The sequence below is a fragment of the Hoylesella timonensis 4401737 = DSM 22865 = JCM 15640 genome (assembly GCF_000455445.1).
Taxonomy (GTDB): Bacteria; Bacteroidota; Bacteroidia; order Bacteroidales; family Bacteroidaceae; genus Prevotella; species Prevotella timonensis.
Genome location: NZ_HG417091.1, coordinates 252,437 through 267,937 on the forward strand (window position 1 = coordinate 252,437; position 15,501 = coordinate 267,937).

At 40.7% G+C, this 15,501-nt stretch carries 16 protein-coding genes; 8 read left to right on the forward strand and 8 right to left on the reverse strand.

The genetic code is table 11. The features are described 5' to 3' along the window. Window positions 1-293: 293 nt before the first annotated feature. Window positions 294-1,328, forward strand: a complete 1,035-nt coding sequence (gene mutY / locus BN35_RS03085) for an A/G-specific adenine glycosylase (RefSeq protein ID WP_081411477.1) — start codon at window positions 294-296, stop codon at window positions 1,326-1,328. Here mutY and BN35_RS13005 read toward each other — a convergent pair. From BN35_RS13005 to BN35_RS03095, 3 genes are all read right to left on the reverse strand, one after another. Continuing rightward, window positions 1,274-1,747, reverse strand: coding sequence for a hypothetical protein (locus tag BN35_RS13005; protein WP_028901286.1), 474 nt, complete (start codon window positions 1,745-1,747; stop codon window positions 1,274-1,276). The two genes, mutY and BN35_RS13005, sit on opposite strands and share 55 nt — an antisense overlap. Before the next feature lie 315 nt (window positions 1,748-2,062). Continuing rightward, window positions 2,063-3,172: an AI-2E family transporter gene (locus BN35_RS03090; RefSeq protein ID WP_025073015.1), complete on the reverse strand. Its 1,110-nt coding sequence runs from the start codon at window positions 3,170-3,172 to the stop codon at window positions 2,063-2,065. Window positions 3,173-3,242: 70 nt separating this feature from the next. Beyond that, on the reverse strand, window positions 3,243-3,824 hold the full coding sequence (locus BN35_RS03095; RefSeq protein WP_028901285.1) for a thymidine kinase: 582 nt from the start codon (window positions 3,822-3,824) through the stop codon (window positions 3,243-3,245). A gap of 157 nt (window positions 3,825-3,981) precedes the next feature. On the opposite strand from BN35_RS03095, the gene rsmI reads away from it, so the two are divergent. Together rsmI and BN35_RS03105 are read left to right on the forward strand one after the other, a co-directional pair. Next, the gene (rsmI, locus tag BN35_RS03100) at window positions 3,982-4,683 is read left to right on the forward strand and encodes a 16S rRNA (cytidine(1402)-2'-O)-methyltransferase (protein ID WP_025073016.1); all 702 of its coding nucleotides are present in this window, start codon (window positions 3,982-3,984) and stop codon (window positions 4,681-4,683) included. Next, entirely contained in the window at window positions 4,680-5,537 is an 858-nt protein-coding gene (locus BN35_RS03105; protein WP_025073017.1) for a Cbp1 family collagen-binding glycoprotein adhesin, read from the forward strand. The genes rsmI and BN35_RS03105 overlap by 4 nt, the downstream gene beginning before the upstream one ends. A gap of 150 nt (window positions 5,538-5,687) precedes the next feature. On the opposite strand, the gene BN35_RS03110 is transcribed toward BN35_RS03105, so the two are convergent. Beyond that, entirely contained in the window at window positions 5,688-6,143 is a 456-nt protein-coding gene (locus BN35_RS03110) for a nucleoside deaminase (protein WP_025073018.1), read from the reverse strand. 97 nt (window positions 6,144-6,240) lie between these two features. On the opposite strand from BN35_RS03110, the gene BN35_RS03115 reads away from it, so the two are divergent. Genes BN35_RS03115 through pyrH form a run of 3 tightly spaced genes read left to right on the forward strand, consistent with a single transcriptional unit; the run spans window position 6,241 to window position 8,094 of the window. Then, window positions 6,241-6,615 (forward strand): YraN family protein, encoded by a 375-nt coding sequence (locus BN35_RS03115; protein ID WP_025073019.1) that lies wholly within the window; start codon window positions 6,241-6,243, stop codon window positions 6,613-6,615. A 2-nt stretch (window positions 6,616-6,617) separates the two neighbouring features. Beyond that, a complete protein-coding gene (locus tag BN35_RS03120) occupies window positions 6,618-7,370 on the forward strand; it encodes a biotin--[acetyl-CoA-carboxylase] ligase (protein WP_081411476.1) in 753 nt (250 codons plus the stop codon). Window positions 7,371-7,383: 13 nt separating this feature from the next. Further along, entirely contained in the window at window positions 7,384-8,094 is a 711-nt protein-coding gene (pyrH, locus tag BN35_RS03125; protein ID WP_028901284.1) for a UMP kinase, read from the forward strand. 170 nt (window positions 8,095-8,264) lie between these two features. On the opposite strand, the gene BN35_RS03130 is transcribed toward pyrH, so the two are convergent. The 3 genes from BN35_RS03130 to BN35_RS03140 all read right to left on the reverse strand — a co-directional run bounded on the left by BN35_RS03130 (window position 8,265) and on the right by BN35_RS03140 (window position 10,094). Further along, window positions 8,265-8,555 (reverse strand): DUF4834 family protein, encoded by a 291-nt coding sequence (locus BN35_RS03130; RefSeq protein WP_036893770.1) that lies wholly within the window; start codon window positions 8,553-8,555, stop codon window positions 8,265-8,267. 21 nt (window positions 8,556-8,576) lie between these two features. After that, on the reverse strand, window positions 8,577-9,332 hold the full coding sequence (gene pssA, locus BN35_RS03135) for a CDP-diacylglycerol--serine O-phosphatidyltransferase (protein ID WP_044071169.1): 756 nt from the start codon (window positions 9,330-9,332) through the stop codon (window positions 8,577-8,579). A gap of 69 nt (window positions 9,333-9,401) precedes the next feature. Further along, on the reverse strand, window positions 9,402-10,094 hold the full coding sequence (locus tag BN35_RS03140) for a phosphatidylserine decarboxylase family protein (protein ID WP_025073023.1): 693 nt from the start codon (window positions 10,092-10,094) through the stop codon (window positions 9,402-9,404). Between the two features lie 128 nt (window positions 10,095-10,222). Here BN35_RS03140 and dnaE point away from each other — a divergent pair, with 128 nt between their 5' ends. Together dnaE and trxA are read left to right on the forward strand one after the other, a co-directional pair. Then, complete coding sequence (gene dnaE / locus BN35_RS03145; RefSeq protein WP_025073024.1) at window positions 10,223-13,930, forward strand: DNA polymerase III subunit alpha; 3,708 nt, start codon at window positions 10,223-10,225, stop codon at window positions 13,928-13,930. A 75-nt stretch (window positions 13,931-14,005) separates the two neighbouring features. Continuing rightward, window positions 14,006-14,320, forward strand: coding sequence for a thioredoxin (gene trxA / locus BN35_RS03150; protein ID WP_008122848.1), 315 nt, complete (start codon window positions 14,006-14,008; stop codon window positions 14,318-14,320). A gap of 102 nt (window positions 14,321-14,422) precedes the next feature. Here the strand turns inward: trxA and BN35_RS03155 are convergent, their stop codons facing one another. Further along, window positions 14,423-15,457 (reverse strand): acyltransferase, encoded by a 1,035-nt coding sequence (locus BN35_RS03155; protein ID WP_159099995.1) that lies wholly within the window; start codon window positions 15,455-15,457, stop codon window positions 14,423-14,425. Between the last annotated feature and the right edge of the window lie 44 nt (window positions 15,458-15,501).

Here is a 15,501-nt window from a genome sequence, read left to right on the forward strand (position 1 = left end):
TTCAGTACGATTAAAGCATGAAAATTAGGAGGGAAAATAAACTATTTTGCCCTTATAAGATAGCTCTAATGCGAGTGAAAATGTGTGGTATTAAGCTAACATATTGATTTATAAAAACTTATGTTTCTTGCTCAAAACTCGCGTATTTCACACCGCCAACAGGTTTGGTTCAAAATATTGAAGTTATGAGCGTGCTGTTGTTAAGATTTTTCACAATAAAACGGTTCGTCTTTTCAACTGTCATTGGTGAACTTTTTAGCTTGTTTTCCTGTGTTAGAAAAATATGACGAATCATGAATGATTCCATGGAACATAAAGATGTGATAAGTACCAATCCTTTTGCGGTAACCCTTTTGAAATGGTTTGAGGAGTACGGACGTAGTTTGCCGTGGCGTGAGACCACCGACCCTTATGCTATTTGGCTCAGTGAAATCATCCTTCAACAGACACGAGTGCAGCAAGGGTGGGACTATTGGGAGCGATTCATGCACCGTTTTCCACATGTCGAGGACTTGGCATCAGCCACTCAAGACGAGGTGTTGCGACTGTGGCAAGGTTTAGGATATTATAGTAGGGCACGTCATCTCCATGAGGCAGCCAAACAAGTGGTAGCCTTGGGGCATTTTCCGCGTACCATGAGCGAACTCAAAGCGATGAAAGGTGTGGGCGACTATACGGCAGCGGCTATTGGCTCCATTGCTTTTGGATTGCCAGTAGCGGTAGTCGATGGGAATGTTTACCGGGTTTTATCTCGCTATTTTGGTATCTCTACACCGATTAATACGACTGAAGGACAGAAAGAGTTTGCCGAGTTGGCACAGTCGCTCTTGCCAACGTCAGCCCCTTCGGCATATAATCAAGCCATTATGGACTTTGGAGCCATACAGTGTACACCCACATCTCCTCGCTGTTTAATCTGTCCTTTGGCAGATAGCTGCGAGGCTTTGCGAAGCGGTAAGACAGCCGAACTACCTGTGAAGCTAAGAAAATTGAAAATCAAAAAACGTCATTTTTCATATATTTATCTCAGGTGTCAGGGCATGACAGCCTTTCACAAGCGTTCAGCTGGCGATATTTGGCAAGGCTTGTGGGAGCCTTTACTGATAGAAAATGCTGATTTGCCCGTATTTTCGGCACCCCTATCGTTAATTAAAAAAGGGGTGAAACATGTGTTGACGCATCGAGTTTTGACAGCCGACTTTTATCTGGTGGAGTTGAACCAAAGGCCTTCGTTGCCAAAAGATTATATTTGGATTCCAGAAAATGAGTTGGATCAATATGCCTTGCCGCGGCTCATAGAAATATTGTTGGCATCGCTTCCTGAATGATGGGCGTGGCTTTTCTTAGTTTCTAATGAGTCTATTTGAACCTCCTCAACCGTCTTTACCAATTTTACACTGTCCTTTCCGAACATAAAACCAATCCGAACGATACGTCCGAATTGCGCACTTCCTTTAACTTTCAATGGGCGATGTTTGGCGTATGTCATGGTGTCGCGTCGCGAAGGGTAGGAAATTAACTGGAGGAATTGGCGCGTAGAACCCTCTCCAATCACAAAAATATCGGCACTGTCTATCGTTTTCGACACATCCTTTGATAAGCTTTTGTGCGACAAAGTAGTATCTTCTGGTTCGAACACTGATGCGGCTACCGTGTCCCCAAGGTCAGAAGATGGTGCAAATTTGCAGGAGGTTGACAGCGATAGGACAACCCATAACAGCGGGAAAAATAATACGAGTTTCTTCATTATGTTGGGTTCAGTGGCGTGGAACTAACTTTTTTAAGTACTGTGTATCACTACTTAGGTTCAACACAGGGGCTGATTGTCGTTGACGGCATGCAAATATAGTTAGTTTAGGGTAGACCAGCAAATATAAAAACACAGAAGTTATGGTTGCCATTTCATTCTCTAAATATCAAAAGTTTGCCATCTTTCCAAAATAAGCTTGTCATTGCTGCTTTGATGGGGGTGTGGATCAAGGCAGCTTTTGTCATGCCAAAATAGTGAATAACAATTGTAGCGTGAGCCTTCGTGTGCTGTTACTCGAACACTCACTCAAGCCTATTGATCGGTTGTTGCTTCATTTTGCGGCAACACCTCCTGTTGTTTCTCTTGCGTCACATATTTTTTCCAATACGCTATCAATAGGGTTGTCAACGGCAGCGCAACAATCAAACCAATGAATCCAAGCAGTGTTCCCCAAATGGAGAGCGACAAAAGTAAGATAGCTGGATTTAAGTTCATGGCTTTTCCCATGATTTTTGGAGTAAGAACAGTGTCGCTAATCACCTGTACAATGAGGAATACAAGGAGAGAGAGACCAAATACAATCAAGAAATTCTGACCTGTATCTGCGGCTTTTAGCATAGCAAGGAATGCCATTGGCACGAGAGCTAAGGTGTGTAGATAAGGTACCAAATTCATCAGACCCATCATAATGCCCAAAGCAATGGCCATAGGAAAATCAATAATGGTTAGACCTATTCCGAAAAGGATTCCCAAACAGAGGGAGACTAAGCCTTGTCCACGGATGTAATTGTTAAGTTCACGCTCAACATCTTGCATCAACTCTGACCAAAACGGTCGATTCTTTTTGGGGAAGATGCGAATCCAGTTGTCTGTTAGGAATTCATAATCTTGTAAGATAAAGAACGTATAAAGTAAGGTAATCAATGAGGCTACTACGCTGATGATAATGCTTGCCGTTTGTCCTACAATACTAAATAGCTTGGGCATGGTAGTCTTCACCAGCTCACTAAAGTCTTTACTCTTCATGAATTTCTCGATTCCAGCTTGGTTTTTTTCTATCCATTGTGAGATATAGGAGCCGAAATCGTTGCTATGAGTTGTTTGACCAATCCAATTGTTCAGAATATTATTGAGTTTATCTATCTGTTCAATCATAGAAGGAATGATAGCATAAACCACACCAGCCATGATTCCAAGCACAGCTAACATGGTGATGATGATTGCAAGGGCTCTCACTCTAACATGCATTTTATATTGCACAAATTTTACAAGCGGGTATAAGAGATAAGCAAAAAGCCAAGCAATAAAAAAGGGAAGTAATACACCGCTAAGATAATTGACAAGGTAGAAAACCACTATGATTAGTAATATGGTGGCTGAAATTCTGATAAACCTATCAAAAGTGATTTCTTGTTTCTTCATAATATAAAATATGTGTGCATTGATTTTCTAAACTTCAAAAGATTGCAAATCACAGGTAAGTCATAAAATATCATTGTTCTTCCTGCAAAGCTCTTTGATAACACTCTCTACATAGTGGTTCATAGGTTTGCTTCTCACCTAAGAGTACCCTTTTATCATTGTCCACTAATCGGTGGCTAATGTATGCCAAAGCTCCACACTTCACACAGATGGCATGTACTTTCACAACCTCGTCGGCAATCGCACATAATCCAGGAATAGGACCAAAAGGTTTCCCTTGAAAGTCCATATCAAGACCTGCCACAATCACTCGAACGCCTTTGTTGGCCAACTGATTGCAAACATCGATGAGTCCTTGGTCTAAAAATTGCGCTTCATCAATCCCGACGACATCAATGTTTGATGCCAATAATAAGATAGATGATGAGGTATCTATGGGTGTGGACGGAATAGTATTCTGGTCATGACTCACGACATCTTCTGCAGAGTAGCGTACATCCATTGCAGGTTTGAAGATTTCAACTCGTTGTTTTGCAAACTTAGCACGTTTCATACGTCGAATCAATTCTTCTGTCTTGCCAGAAAACATTGATCCGCAAATAACCTCTATTCTTCCAGGGCGATGAGATTCGCCAGTCACATAGTCTATCATTATAAATATAAATAAGCAAAACCACTGCTAATCAGTTAAAAATTCTTCTTAGGAGCGTACTTATATTATTGCAAAAATACGAATAGGATTTAAAAAATGCAAAGAAATTGACCGTTTTTTTGCTTGTGTTGATAATTTAACTATATTTGTCCCATATATGGGAGTATTGTATATTGTACCCACGCCAGTTGGGAATATGGAAGATATGACAATGCGAGCAATTCGTATTCTGAATGAGGTAGACCTCATTTTGGCTGAAGATACTCGTACGTCAAGCAAACTTCTGAAGCATTATGATATTCAGAATCGTTTACTGTCACACCATAAATTCAACGAACATGGCACTACTGCAGGTATTGTGGAACGTCTGAAAGCGGGTCAAACTATTGCTCTCATTAGCGATGCAGGTACACCGGGGATAAGCGATCCTGGCTTTCTGCTGGCTCGAGAAGCCTCTAAAGCGGGTATTACCGTCCAAACATTGCCTGGAGCAACAGCGTGTATACCAGCCATAGTGTCATCAGGATTACCCTGTGACCGTTTCTGTTTCGAAGGCTTTCTGCCACCAAAAAAAGGTCGACAGACGCATTTAGAATCTTTGAGAGATGAGGCTCGAACGATGATATTTTATGAATCGCCCTACCGATTATTGAAAACGTTGCAACAATTCTCCGACCTCTTTGGTCCTGAGCGTCAGGTTAGCGTAGCTCGAGAAATCTCTAAGGTGCACGAAGAAAGTGTCAGAGGAACCATGGAAGAAGTAATTAACCATTTTAAGAATACTGCGCCACGTGGCGAAATTGTCATTGTAGTAGCAGGTAAAACAAAGAACAAGAAATCAAAAACAGAAGAGATATGAAAAAATTATTAAATGTAACCCTTATTGCCATACTGTCTTTGGCTTTCGTAGGATGTCAAGGCAATAAGCAATCTGCTGATTCTGCAGAAAGAGCACAAACCGATTCATTGAGACAGGTCATTAGTCAAAAAGACAATGAAATTAACGACATGATGGGAACCCTCAACGAAATTCAGGACGGTTTTAATGAGATTAATGCCGCTGAAAATCGTGTCACCATCGCCAAAGGTGGGGAAAGAGCCAACAAAAAGCAACAAATTCGAGAAAACATTCAGTTCATTGCTAAAACGATGAAACATAATCGAGAATTAATTGCTAAGTTGCGCAACCAGTTAAAACAGAGTTCTGTGAAGGGAGATGCCCTTAAAAACACTTTGGAAAGTCTGTCAAAGCAGTTGGAAGAAAAAGACAAACAACTTCAGCAAATGCGTGCCGAGCTCGATGCCAAAGATATTCACATTACCGAATTGGATGAGGCCATCAACAATTTGCACACGAATGTAAACAATTTAGCTAACGAAAGCTCAAAGAAATCGCAAGTTATTAACAGTCAGGACAAGCAATTGAACACGGCTTGGTTTGTCTTTGGTACTCGTAAAGAGCTGAAAGAGCAGCGCATTATTGAAGGTGATAAGGTGTTACAGTCCAACTTCAATAAAAATTACTTCACGAAAATTGACATTCGTGTCGATAAAGAAATCAAGTTATACTCTAAGTATGCAAAGCTATTGACAATGCATCCTTCAAGCAGTTATATCTTGCAACGTGACGCTAATAAGCAATATACATTGAAAATTACCAATCCTGAGATTTTCTGGAGCACCAGTAAATATTTGGTAATCTTAGTGAGATAATACTTTCTTGACGGGCATTTCTCCTGAATAGAGTAATGTCTTTTATAAAAAACAAATCCTCTTCATCTGTTTGACCAGTTGGAGAGGATTTGCTTTTTCGTACACATATAATAATAGGTGTGTGCATCAACGTTGATAAGTTAAAGATATTCAATCTCTCCTTTTCTTAAAAAAAAGCTGCATGAGTGCCATACAATCCTCTCTGAGTACGCCATTTGTAACTTCAGCTTTGGGATGCAACACTTTCGGAGCATATCGTTTGAATCCCCGTTTGTCATCGCTGGCACCATACACGACACGAGATAATTGTGCCCATCCACACGCACTTGCACACATAGGACATGGTTCAATGGTAACATATAAGGTGCAATCGGTGAGATATTTCCCTCCTAATTGGTTGGTAGCGGCTGTAATGGCGAGCATCTCTGCATGTGCCGTCACATCGTGTAGCCTTTCTGTGAGGTTGTGAGCTCTGGAGATGACTTGCCCCTTGCACACAACAACAGCACCAATAGGAATTTCGCCTTCGTCGAAAGCGGCTTGCGCTTCGATTAAAGCCTTTCGCATAAAGTATTCATCTCGTTTCAGTTCTTCTTCTGTTGCCATAGTGTATCACGATTGTTTGCATACAAATTTAATATAATCTTTTTGATGTGAACCAGAAAAAGCGTATTTTTGCAAATAAGACAATGATTACCTTGATATGGCACAGCATAATGAATTAGGTAAATGGGGGGAAGAGCAAGCCGTTGCTTTCTTACATCAGAAGGGATATACCATTCGTGAATGTGATTGGAAGCAAGGAAGTCGTGACATCGATATTATTGCGCTGACGCCCGATGGAATCACGTGTGTCTTTGTAGAAGTAAAGACACGGCGTGGCGATGAGGTTACTTTGCCTTCAGAGGCGGTTGACCTGAAAAAGATGAGAAATATAGGTTTTGCAGCCGATGCTTATGTCAAACTCCATCATATACAAGAGGAATTAAGGTTCGATATTATCTCCGTGGTAGGAACGAGTGATACTACCATGCAAATAGAACATCTTGTGGATGCTTTTAACCCTGTTCTTCTGTGACGATGATGACCCGCAAGCTCATACAGTTGGATACCATTGGCTCTACCAATGTTTATCTATCCGAGCATGCCTCGATGTTTCAAGAAGACATGGTGGTTGTGGTAGCGGATTATCAAACCAGTGGTAAGGGCCAAGGTCATCACTCTTGGGAGAGCGAATCAGGTAAAAATCTACTGTTCTCAATCTTAATTCATCCGCATCACGTCCCCATTCATCACCAATTTTTGTTGTCTATGGCAGGTGCATTGTCTATTAAACGGGTCTTGGATGAGTATGTAGATGATATTTCATTGAAGTGGCCAAATGACATTTATTGGCGAGATAGCAAACTGTGTGGAACCTTAATAGAGAATACTGTTGATTCGCAAGGTATCAAAAATAGCATCTTTGGTATTGGTTTGAATGTCAATCAAGCCAGATTCTTGAGCGATGCACCTAATCCGATCTCACTTTTTCAGATTCTGAAGCATGAGGTGAATCGAGAAAAATTGTTAGAGCAGCTCATCGATTCATTTGCAAGACAGCTCGATTTGCTTTCAGTTGACCCTCAAAAATATGTCGTCAAGCCTTATCATGAAGCGCTGTATCGCAAAGGGGAAGCACATTTCTACCAAGATTCTAATGGAATCTTTATGGCTATTCTTGAAGGGGTGAATGAGCAAGGGCAATTACTTTTAAGAGATGAGCAAGGGCATTTGCGTACTTATTCGTTCAAAGAAGTAGCATTTATTCATACAAAGAAGAAAAATTATTAAAATATTAAATGATATGGTAAAGTTCAAACGAATCTTGTTAAAGTTGAGTGGAGAGAGCCTTATGGGCAAGCAAAACTATGGTATTGATGCAGAACGATTGTCGGACTATGCTCGACAAATCAAGGAAGTTCACGACATGGGTGTGCAAATAGGTATTGTGATTGGTGGTGGTAACATTTTCCGAGGGTTAAGCGGATCGCAAAAAGGCTTCGATCGGGTAAAAGGTGATCAAATGGGAATGTGCGCTACGGTCATCAATTCATTGGCTTTAAGCTCTGCATTGGGTGCTATTGGAGTGAAAACAAAAGTGATGACAGCCATCCGTATGGAGCCTATTGGTGAGTTTTATAATAAGTGGAAAGCCATTGAGGCTATGGAGAACGGTACTATTTGTATTTTCTCTTGTGGCACAGGTTCACCTTATTTTACTACTGACACGGGTAGTTCACTTCGTGGAATAGAGATAGAAGCTGATGTGATGCTTAAGGGTACTCGCGTAGATGGTGTGTACACGGCTGATCCTGAGAAAGACCCAACGGCTCAGAAGTTTGATGAAATAACGTTTGATGAAATTTATCACCGTCATCTCAAGGTGATGGATTTAACGGCAACCACCATGTGCAGGGAGAATCATCTGCCTATTTATGTCTTTAATATGGATGTATATGGCAATTTGAAGAAAGTCATCAGTGGCGAAGCCATTGGCACTTTGGTGCATGATTAAAGTGTTTTTTCAATGATGTCTATGAGGTGTATCTTCTTGGATACATCTCATAGTCTTGACAGAAAGCTACAGTTTTTCTTAAAGTGTCGAACTTTTGAAGCAGAAGTATAAGATTTTTCAAGTAGAAGTGCGAGACTATTTTGGAAAGAATACGTAGCTCTGCTTAAGCATCAGGGTTGTTGTTCTGCCTCGTCATGGATGGGTTCTTCTTGAAAGTCAACATACTCACCTTCGTTCTTCTTAAATATTTTTTTATTTGCCTCTTCTGCATTGCGGTGGTCAACCACAACCTGTCCGTTGGAATATCTATGTTGTTGCTGGCGTTGCTGCGTATTTTGCTGTTGAGTTTGCTGCTTAAATTGTTGCATACCTTTTCTAAAAAAGGCAATCACTCTGATGGCTGACAAACTTACAAAGACCAGTCCTAAAAGAAATAGGATAAGAATGATTTTGAAAATCATAAGGATGCGTTTTGTTGAGTCTTATTTGGAGATACGTTTAGATTTGCCTGTGATATAAAGATATAGGGAGATAAGGAAATAGCAGGCAATGACTATCCACCAGCCTTTCAATACGCCAAATAAGCAAAGTACGATGACCGTGAGAATCATGAAACAGTATCGAATGGTGTTACCTTTCCAAGTCCAGTGCTTAAATTTCAAGGCACACAGGGGAAGTTCGCAAACCAAAAGATAACAACTCGTGAGCATGAGTGCTAAAATGCAAAAGAGTGACCATGAATTATTTTCTATCCAATAGGGATTAGTCAAGATGAGTGCTCCCCAAAACAGCGCATTGGCTGGTGTTGGCAAACCGATGAACGAATCGGTCTGGCGTTGGTCAATATTGAATTTTGCAAGTCGCAAGGCAGAAAAAGCTGCCATGAGAAACGCCAAATAAGGAATCACTGTTCGATAAACGTCAAACGAATATTGCGGAGGAGATTGTAGGAAAGAGGGATAGTCAATAACACTTAGCGTGTAGTAAATCATCGTTGATGGAGCTACACCAAAGGTCACGACGTCTGCAAGCGAATCAAGTTCTTTCCCAATGGGGGAGGATACTTTGAGTAGTCGTGCAGACATGCCGTCAAAAAAGTCGAACGTGGCACCAATCAGTATCCATATCAGTGCCATCTGTGTGTTGCCCGAATAAGCACAAAGTGTAGCGATGCAGCCTGAAATAAGGTTGCTACAGGTAAGTGCATTGGGAATATTTGAGGCTATAAAATGATTCATATTTCTTCAATCTGTTAAAAATTGATTATCCAATCCTTTTGTACAAAGGCTGTTTTGGGTAAGGATAGTTTACTTCAGCTTGGCTATTATGGTTTGATCTCCAACGGTCTTTTGTCCCATCTTCACGCAAACTTCTGTGCCAATTGGAAGATAGACGTCAACGCGCGAGCCAAACTTGATGAAACCTAAATGTTCGTCAATATAACAATCTTCTCCTTCTTTTGCGTACGTTACAATGCGGCGTGCCATTGCTCCCGCTATTTGGCGACACAAAATGTCTTTCCCGTCAGGTGTGGTAATGATGATATCACTGTGTTCATTCTCTTCACTGGCCTTGGGTAACCAAGCTTTATGATAATTTCCATCTTGATGGTGTACAAGTTTTACATGTCCATCGACAGGAAACCAGTTAGCATGAACATTGAAAAGGCTCATAAAGATAGAAATCATGAGACGTCGTTCGTGGAAATAAATATTTTCTTCTACTTCTTCGATGACGACGATTTTTCCATCTGCAGGTGCTACTACAATGTTTTCTGTATCCTCCGAAGGGAAGAAACGCACAGGACATTGGAAAAAATTGAGTACGATGCCGTATATAATACCGAAGACAACAGTAAAGATATAAAAGGGAATTTTTGTGTCAAATGCTCGCCACAAGAGCAAATCTATGGCTGCAATGGCAATGAAACCCCAAATAAGTGTGTCGGTTCCCTCTCGATGTATTCGGATTTTCTTTAATTTCTTAATTCTCTTTATCATGCGGTGATAGATGAGTGGAATGTATTGGCAAAGGTAAATGTTTTTTGTAAATTCCACAAATAATAAAGTTATTCTTTTGGTCAGTTCTGTGATATTGAGTATCTTTACGCTTCAAAAATGATGAACAGATGAATGATTACGTACACCTTCACGTCCATACATATTACTCTATCTTGGATGGTCAGTCCCCTATCAAACGTCTTGTAGATAAGGCTGTTGCCGATGGTATGCAAGGTATGGCAATTACCGACCATGGAAATATGTTTGGCATTAAGGAATTTTTCGATTATACCAATAGTGTGAACAAAAAACTCAAAGCTGAAGGAAAACAGCCCTTTAAGCCCATCTTTGGCTGTGAGATGTATGTCGCACGTCGTACCAAGCAAGATAAAGTTAAAGAAATGGGTGATATGAGTGGCTATCACCTTATCGTATTGGCAAAGAACTACAACGGCTACAAAAATCTGATTAAGTTGGTAAGTCGTTCTTGGGTTGATGGTTATTACATGCGTCCACGAACGGATCGCGCAGATTTGGAAAAGTATCACGAAGACTTGATTGTTTCCTCGGCATGTCTTGCTGGTGAAGTTCCTCGTAAAATCTTAAAAGGCGATATGGAAGGAGTGCGGGAAACGATAGAATGGTATAAGCGTGTGTTTGGCGAAGACTATTATTTAGAGATACAACGGCATGAAGTAAAAGATCCGCATATCCGTGCCAATAGGGAGGCTTATCCGTTACAGCAACGTGCTAATAAAGTGATATTGGAGTTAGCTAAAGAGTATGGTGTTAAGGTAATTTGCACCAATGACGTACACTTTGTCGACCAAGACAATGCAGAAGCCCACGACCACCTGTTGTGTTTGTCCACTGGGAAGGATTTGGACGACCCTACTCGTATGCTGTATTCTAAGCAAGAGTGGTTTAAGACTCGGGCTGAGATGAACCAAGTGTTCGATGATTTACCAGAGGTTTTGACGAATACTTTAGAAATTCTTGATAAAGTTGAAACCTATTCTATCAACCATGATCCCATTATGCCAAACTTTCCTATCCCAAAATCATTTGGTACCGAAGAAGAATGGGAACAGAAGTTTAGCAAAGAAGACTTGTATCGAGAGTTTACAACCGATGAGAATGGCGACAATCCGCTGTCGGAAGCCGATGCCCTAAAGCGAATAGAACATTTAGGTGGGTATGAAAAGATGTACCGCATTAAGTTTGAAGCTGACTATTTGGAGCAGTTAACTTATGAGGGAGCCAGAAAAATTTATGGTGCTTCTTTTTCAAACGAGATAGACGACCGTATTCGTTTTGAACTACATGTCATGAAGACGATGGGTTTCCCAGGCTATTTCTTAATCGTTTCGGACTTTATTCGTGCCGCCCGTGAAGAGTTAGGCGTGATGGTTGGTCCGGGACGAGGCTCGGCTGCTGGTTCTGTAGTGGCGTACTGTTTGGGAATCACCAAGATAGATCCGTTGAAATATGATTTGCTGTTTGAACGTTTCCTCAATCCCGACCGTATTTCATTGCCTGATATTGATACCGATTTTGATGATGACGGGCGAGGCAAAGTGCTAAAATGGGTGATGGACAAATATGGACACGAGAATTGCGCGCATATTATCACTTATGGAAGTATGGCGACCAAAAACTCGATTAAGGATGTGGCTCGTGTAGAAAAGCTTCCTCTCAATCGTTCGAATGCTTTGTGCAAAGCTATTCCTGACCGTCTTCCAGATGGATTGAAAATGAACTTAATCAATGCCATTAAGTGTACACCAGAGTTGCGAGATGCGGAGGCGTCTACCGACATACGTGAGAGCAACACGATAAAATATGCCAAAATGTTGGAAGGAACGGTGCGAGGAACGGGTATCCATGCTTGTGGATTTATTATTTGTAGAGACCCTATAAGTGATTGGGTGCCTATCTCAACAGCCGATGATCCTGATTTTAAGGATGAAAAGACGAACTGTACTCAGTATGATGGGCATGTGATAGAAGAAACAGGTCTCATAAAAATGGACTTTTTGGGTCTGAAAACACTTTCTGAGTTGAAAGAGGCGGTAAAGAATGTTAAATTAACGAGAGGCATTGACATTGATCTTGATAACATTCCGATTGATGATGAGCTGACGTATCAACTGTATCAAGAAGGACGAACTATTGGTACATTCCAGTTTGAGTCATCTGGTATGCAAAACTATCTGCGACAACTGTGTCCTACGAAGTTTGGTGACTTGATAGCGATGAATGCCCTTTATCGTCCAGGACCTATGGATAATATTCCTTCGTTCATTGCTCGTAAAAAGGGGCTTGAACCTATTTCCTATCCCATTCCTATTATGGAAAAGTATCTGAAGGATACTTATGGCATTACTGTCTATCAAGAGCAAGTGATGCTTCTGTCCCGATTGCTTGCTAACTTTACACGTGGTGAGAGTGATGCGTTGCGTAAAGCGATGGGTAAGAAGAAGAAGGCAATAGTAGATGCCATGAAACCTAAGTTTATTGAAGGGGGGAAGAAGAATGGTTACGACCCTAAAATACTCGATGCGATATGGGCAGATTGGGAAAAATTTGCATCTTATGCGTTCAACAAATCGCATGCTGCATGCTATTCTTGGGTAGCATTTCAAACGGCTTACCTTAAGGCTCATTATCCTGCGGAGTTCATGGCAGCCATCATGAGTCGTCGTAAGGATCAGATTACCGAGGTGTCTAAGCTTATGGATGAGTGTAAGTCGATGAACATAGCAACGCTTGGACCCGACGTAAACGAGAGTTACGAGAAGTTTGGTGTAAATCATCATGGAGAGATTCGCTTTGGGTTAGCAGCTATCAAGGGCATGGGTAATGCTGCCGCCAAAGCCATTATTGACGAGCGTGAAGCACATGGAGCTTATAAAGACATCTTCGATTTCGTGCAGAGAGTGGACTTTACGAATGTGAACAGAAAAGCTTTTGAAAGTTTGGCATTGAGCGGTGGCTTTGATAGTTTTGGTCTTCCTCGTGAAAGTTACTTCACTGCAAACGCCAAAGGTGAGTTGTTTGTGGAGACGTTGGTGCGCTATGGACAGCTGTATCAGACGAAGAAATCAGAATTGGAACATTCACTCTTCGGTGGTGAAAATGCGGTAGAGATAGCCACACCTGCCATTCCAAAGCCCGAATTGTGGAGTAATATAGAAAGATTAAATAAGGAGCATGAACTCGTTGGCATTTATCTGTCGGCGCATCCCTTAGACGAATATAGCATTGTCCTTAAGACAATGTGTAATACACAGTGCTGTGAGTTGGCAGATAGGGCAGAGTTGTCCAAAAAATCCAATATCGTTTTTGGAGGAATGATAACAGACGTAAAGGACAAGTTCACTAAGACGGGTAAGCCCTGCGGATTTGTTACCATTGAGGACTTCAGTGGTTCGGGAGAATTAGCGTTCTTTGGAGAAGAATGGGGAAAATGGAAGGGCATGATGATTGTAGGTAGTACTATTTATTTAATAGGTAAGTGTACACAGCGTTTTCGCGACAGCGACTTCTATGACCTCCGTATTCAGGACGTGCAATATCTACAAACGGTGAAGGATAAACGTATAGAAAAGTTTACCATTGTAATGAATAGCGACACGATAGATGATGTCATGGTCAGCGACATTACCGCCATGTTGGCAGATAGTCCAGGAAGTACCCAACTATGTTTCCAAATAATCGACAAGAAACGCAATGCAAGTGTACTGCTGCACTCTAATATAAGAAATATCAGTCTCAGTCATGAATTGATACGATATGTTGAAAGTCATCCAGATATGAGCTATCTGGTAAATTAATATGCTGTATTATTTGCAGGTTTCAGTATAAACATCTATTTTTGTAAATAATAACCGAACATAAAAAGAAAACAAATGGAAGTAGAAATTACATCAAAAAACTTTGAGAATTATAAGAATGGTGATTTGCCATTAGTTGTAGATTTATGGGCAACATGGTGTGGTCCTTGTCGTGCAGTGGGTCCAGTGATCTCTGAATTGGCAGAAGATTACGACGGAAAAATTGTGGTTGGCAAGTGTGATGTAGAAGAAAATGACGACTTAGCCATGGAATTTGGCGTGCGTAGCATTCCCACTATTCTTTTCTTTAAGGGTGGAGAACTGGTTGATAAGTTCGTGGGTGCTGCATCAAAGGCAACCTTAGACGAAAAGTTCAAGGCACTGTTGTAAACCATATCTCGAGTTTCCTACTTTTTTAAGGTAGGAAACTTTTGTCTTTAGGACATCTTTGTTTTTGTTTCGAATAGAGAAAACAGGGTAGCAAATGTTTTCTCAACTTGTCATTGTTACATTGCTATCATTGCTCACACATCGTTTTATAAGCTGTTCTATTCTGTCCGAACAGGTCTTTACCCCACGCTCAATTCTTAACCATTTAAATGCTTTGTTACGCAAGTAGTCAATCATGATGCATGTAAGGAAAATGACCATACAGGTAAACAGCATTTTGGGAAGAAACAACACTTGACTGAAATTATCATTCCATGTTCTGCAATATTGCCATAATATCTTTCTAACCATAGGGTTGTCGCTAAGCAAATACACCGCAAGTGTGTAAGGAGTAATTTGCGAAAGTCGTTTTGCTATCTTGTTACTTTGCATATTGATACCTCTTATCCAAAGAAAAAAGTAAAGACTAAAGAAAAATACAAGCCCATTGTAATGAAAGCCAAATGATTTTAGCCCATTTTTATGTTGTATCAACAACCAAAGGGCAGGTAGCCCACGCACTATCATTGTAATGCTTGCAGCAATTATAGCTTTACAACCATAGTGTCCCTTAGCACGAGTATACAGTTTAAGATATCCTGCTGTGAGGTATAAGTAGACAAACCATAGCAAACCATAACTCCCACCATAAACATCGCCAAGTGGAAATTTGTAAATGGTTATACTAATTGCACCCATGCCAATGAGTACGTATATATATTGATTTCGGTTTGTTTGACGAACAAAAGCGTTGAGTATGGGAGCAAAAATGAGCAGTGCAACGTAATTGGTAATAAACCAATACATTTGTGATGTAATGGGAAATAGAACCTTGTTCATGCTACCGACATTCCATTTCTCTAATCCAAAGCAAACAAATATTAGGAATATGGCAACAGAATAGAAAAACACTTTTATCCATAATAGGGACAAACGACTTAACTTAAACGATTTGTCTATCATAAAATAGCCTGTCACAAGTACGTAACAATTTACGGCAATATGACTGAAGAGGTAGAATATCTCCGAAAAGATGTAGTTGAGAACTAAGGGAGGAGTTAAATAATTATTGCTGTCCGGTAAAACTTTATTAAACAAAATAATTTAGGGCTGACACTTCTCACGAGGTGTCAGCCCTTTTG

Excerpts from the sequence above, each read along its gene's own strand:
- mutY (WP_081411477.1), top strand. The coding sequence starts at position 294 with ATGAATGATTCCATGGAACATAAAGATGTGATAAGTACCAATCCTTTT.
- BN35_RS13005 (WP_028901286.1), bottom strand. The coding sequence starts at position 1,747 with ATGAAGAAACTCGTATTATTTTTCCCGCTGTTATGGGTTGTCCTATCG.
- BN35_RS03090 (WP_025073015.1), bottom strand. The coding sequence starts at position 3,172 with ATGAAGAAACAAGAAATCACTTTTGATAGGTTTATCAGAATTTCAGCC.
- BN35_RS03095 (WP_028901285.1), bottom strand. The coding sequence starts at position 3,824 with ATGATAGACTATGTGACTGGCGAATCTCATCGCCCTGGAAGAATAGAG.
- rsmI (WP_025073016.1), top strand. The coding sequence starts at position 3,982 with ATGGGAGTATTGTATATTGTACCCACGCCAGTTGGGAATATGGAAGAT.
- BN35_RS03105 (WP_025073017.1), top strand. The coding sequence starts at position 4,680 with ATGAAAAAATTATTAAATGTAACCCTTATTGCCATACTGTCTTTGGCT.
- BN35_RS03110 (WP_025073018.1), bottom strand. The coding sequence starts at position 6,143 with ATGGCAACAGAAGAAGAACTGAAACGAGATGAATACTTTATGCGAAAG.
- BN35_RS03115 (WP_025073019.1), top strand. The coding sequence starts at position 6,241 with ATGGCACAGCATAATGAATTAGGTAAATGGGGGGAAGAGCAAGCCGTT.
- BN35_RS03120 (WP_081411476.1), top strand. The coding sequence starts at position 6,618 with ATGATGACCCGCAAGCTCATACAGTTGGATACCATTGGCTCTACCAAT.
- pyrH (WP_028901284.1), top strand. The coding sequence starts at position 7,384 with ATGGTAAAGTTCAAACGAATCTTGTTAAAGTTGAGTGGAGAGAGCCTT.
- BN35_RS03130 (WP_036893770.1), bottom strand. The coding sequence starts at position 8,555 with ATGATTTTCAAAATCATTCTTATCCTATTTCTTTTAGGACTGGTCTTT.
- pssA (WP_044071169.1), bottom strand. The coding sequence starts at position 9,332 with ATGAATCATTTTATAGCCTCAAATATTCCCAATGCACTTACCTGTAGC.
- BN35_RS03140 (WP_025073023.1), bottom strand. The coding sequence starts at position 10,094 with ATGATAAAGAGAATTAAGAAATTAAAGAAAATCCGAATACATCGAGAG.
- dnaE (WP_025073024.1), top strand. The coding sequence starts at position 10,223 with ATGAATGATTACGTACACCTTCACGTCCATACATATTACTCTATCTTG.
- trxA (WP_008122848.1), top strand. The coding sequence starts at position 14,006 with ATGGAAGTAGAAATTACATCAAAAAACTTTGAGAATTATAAGAATGGT.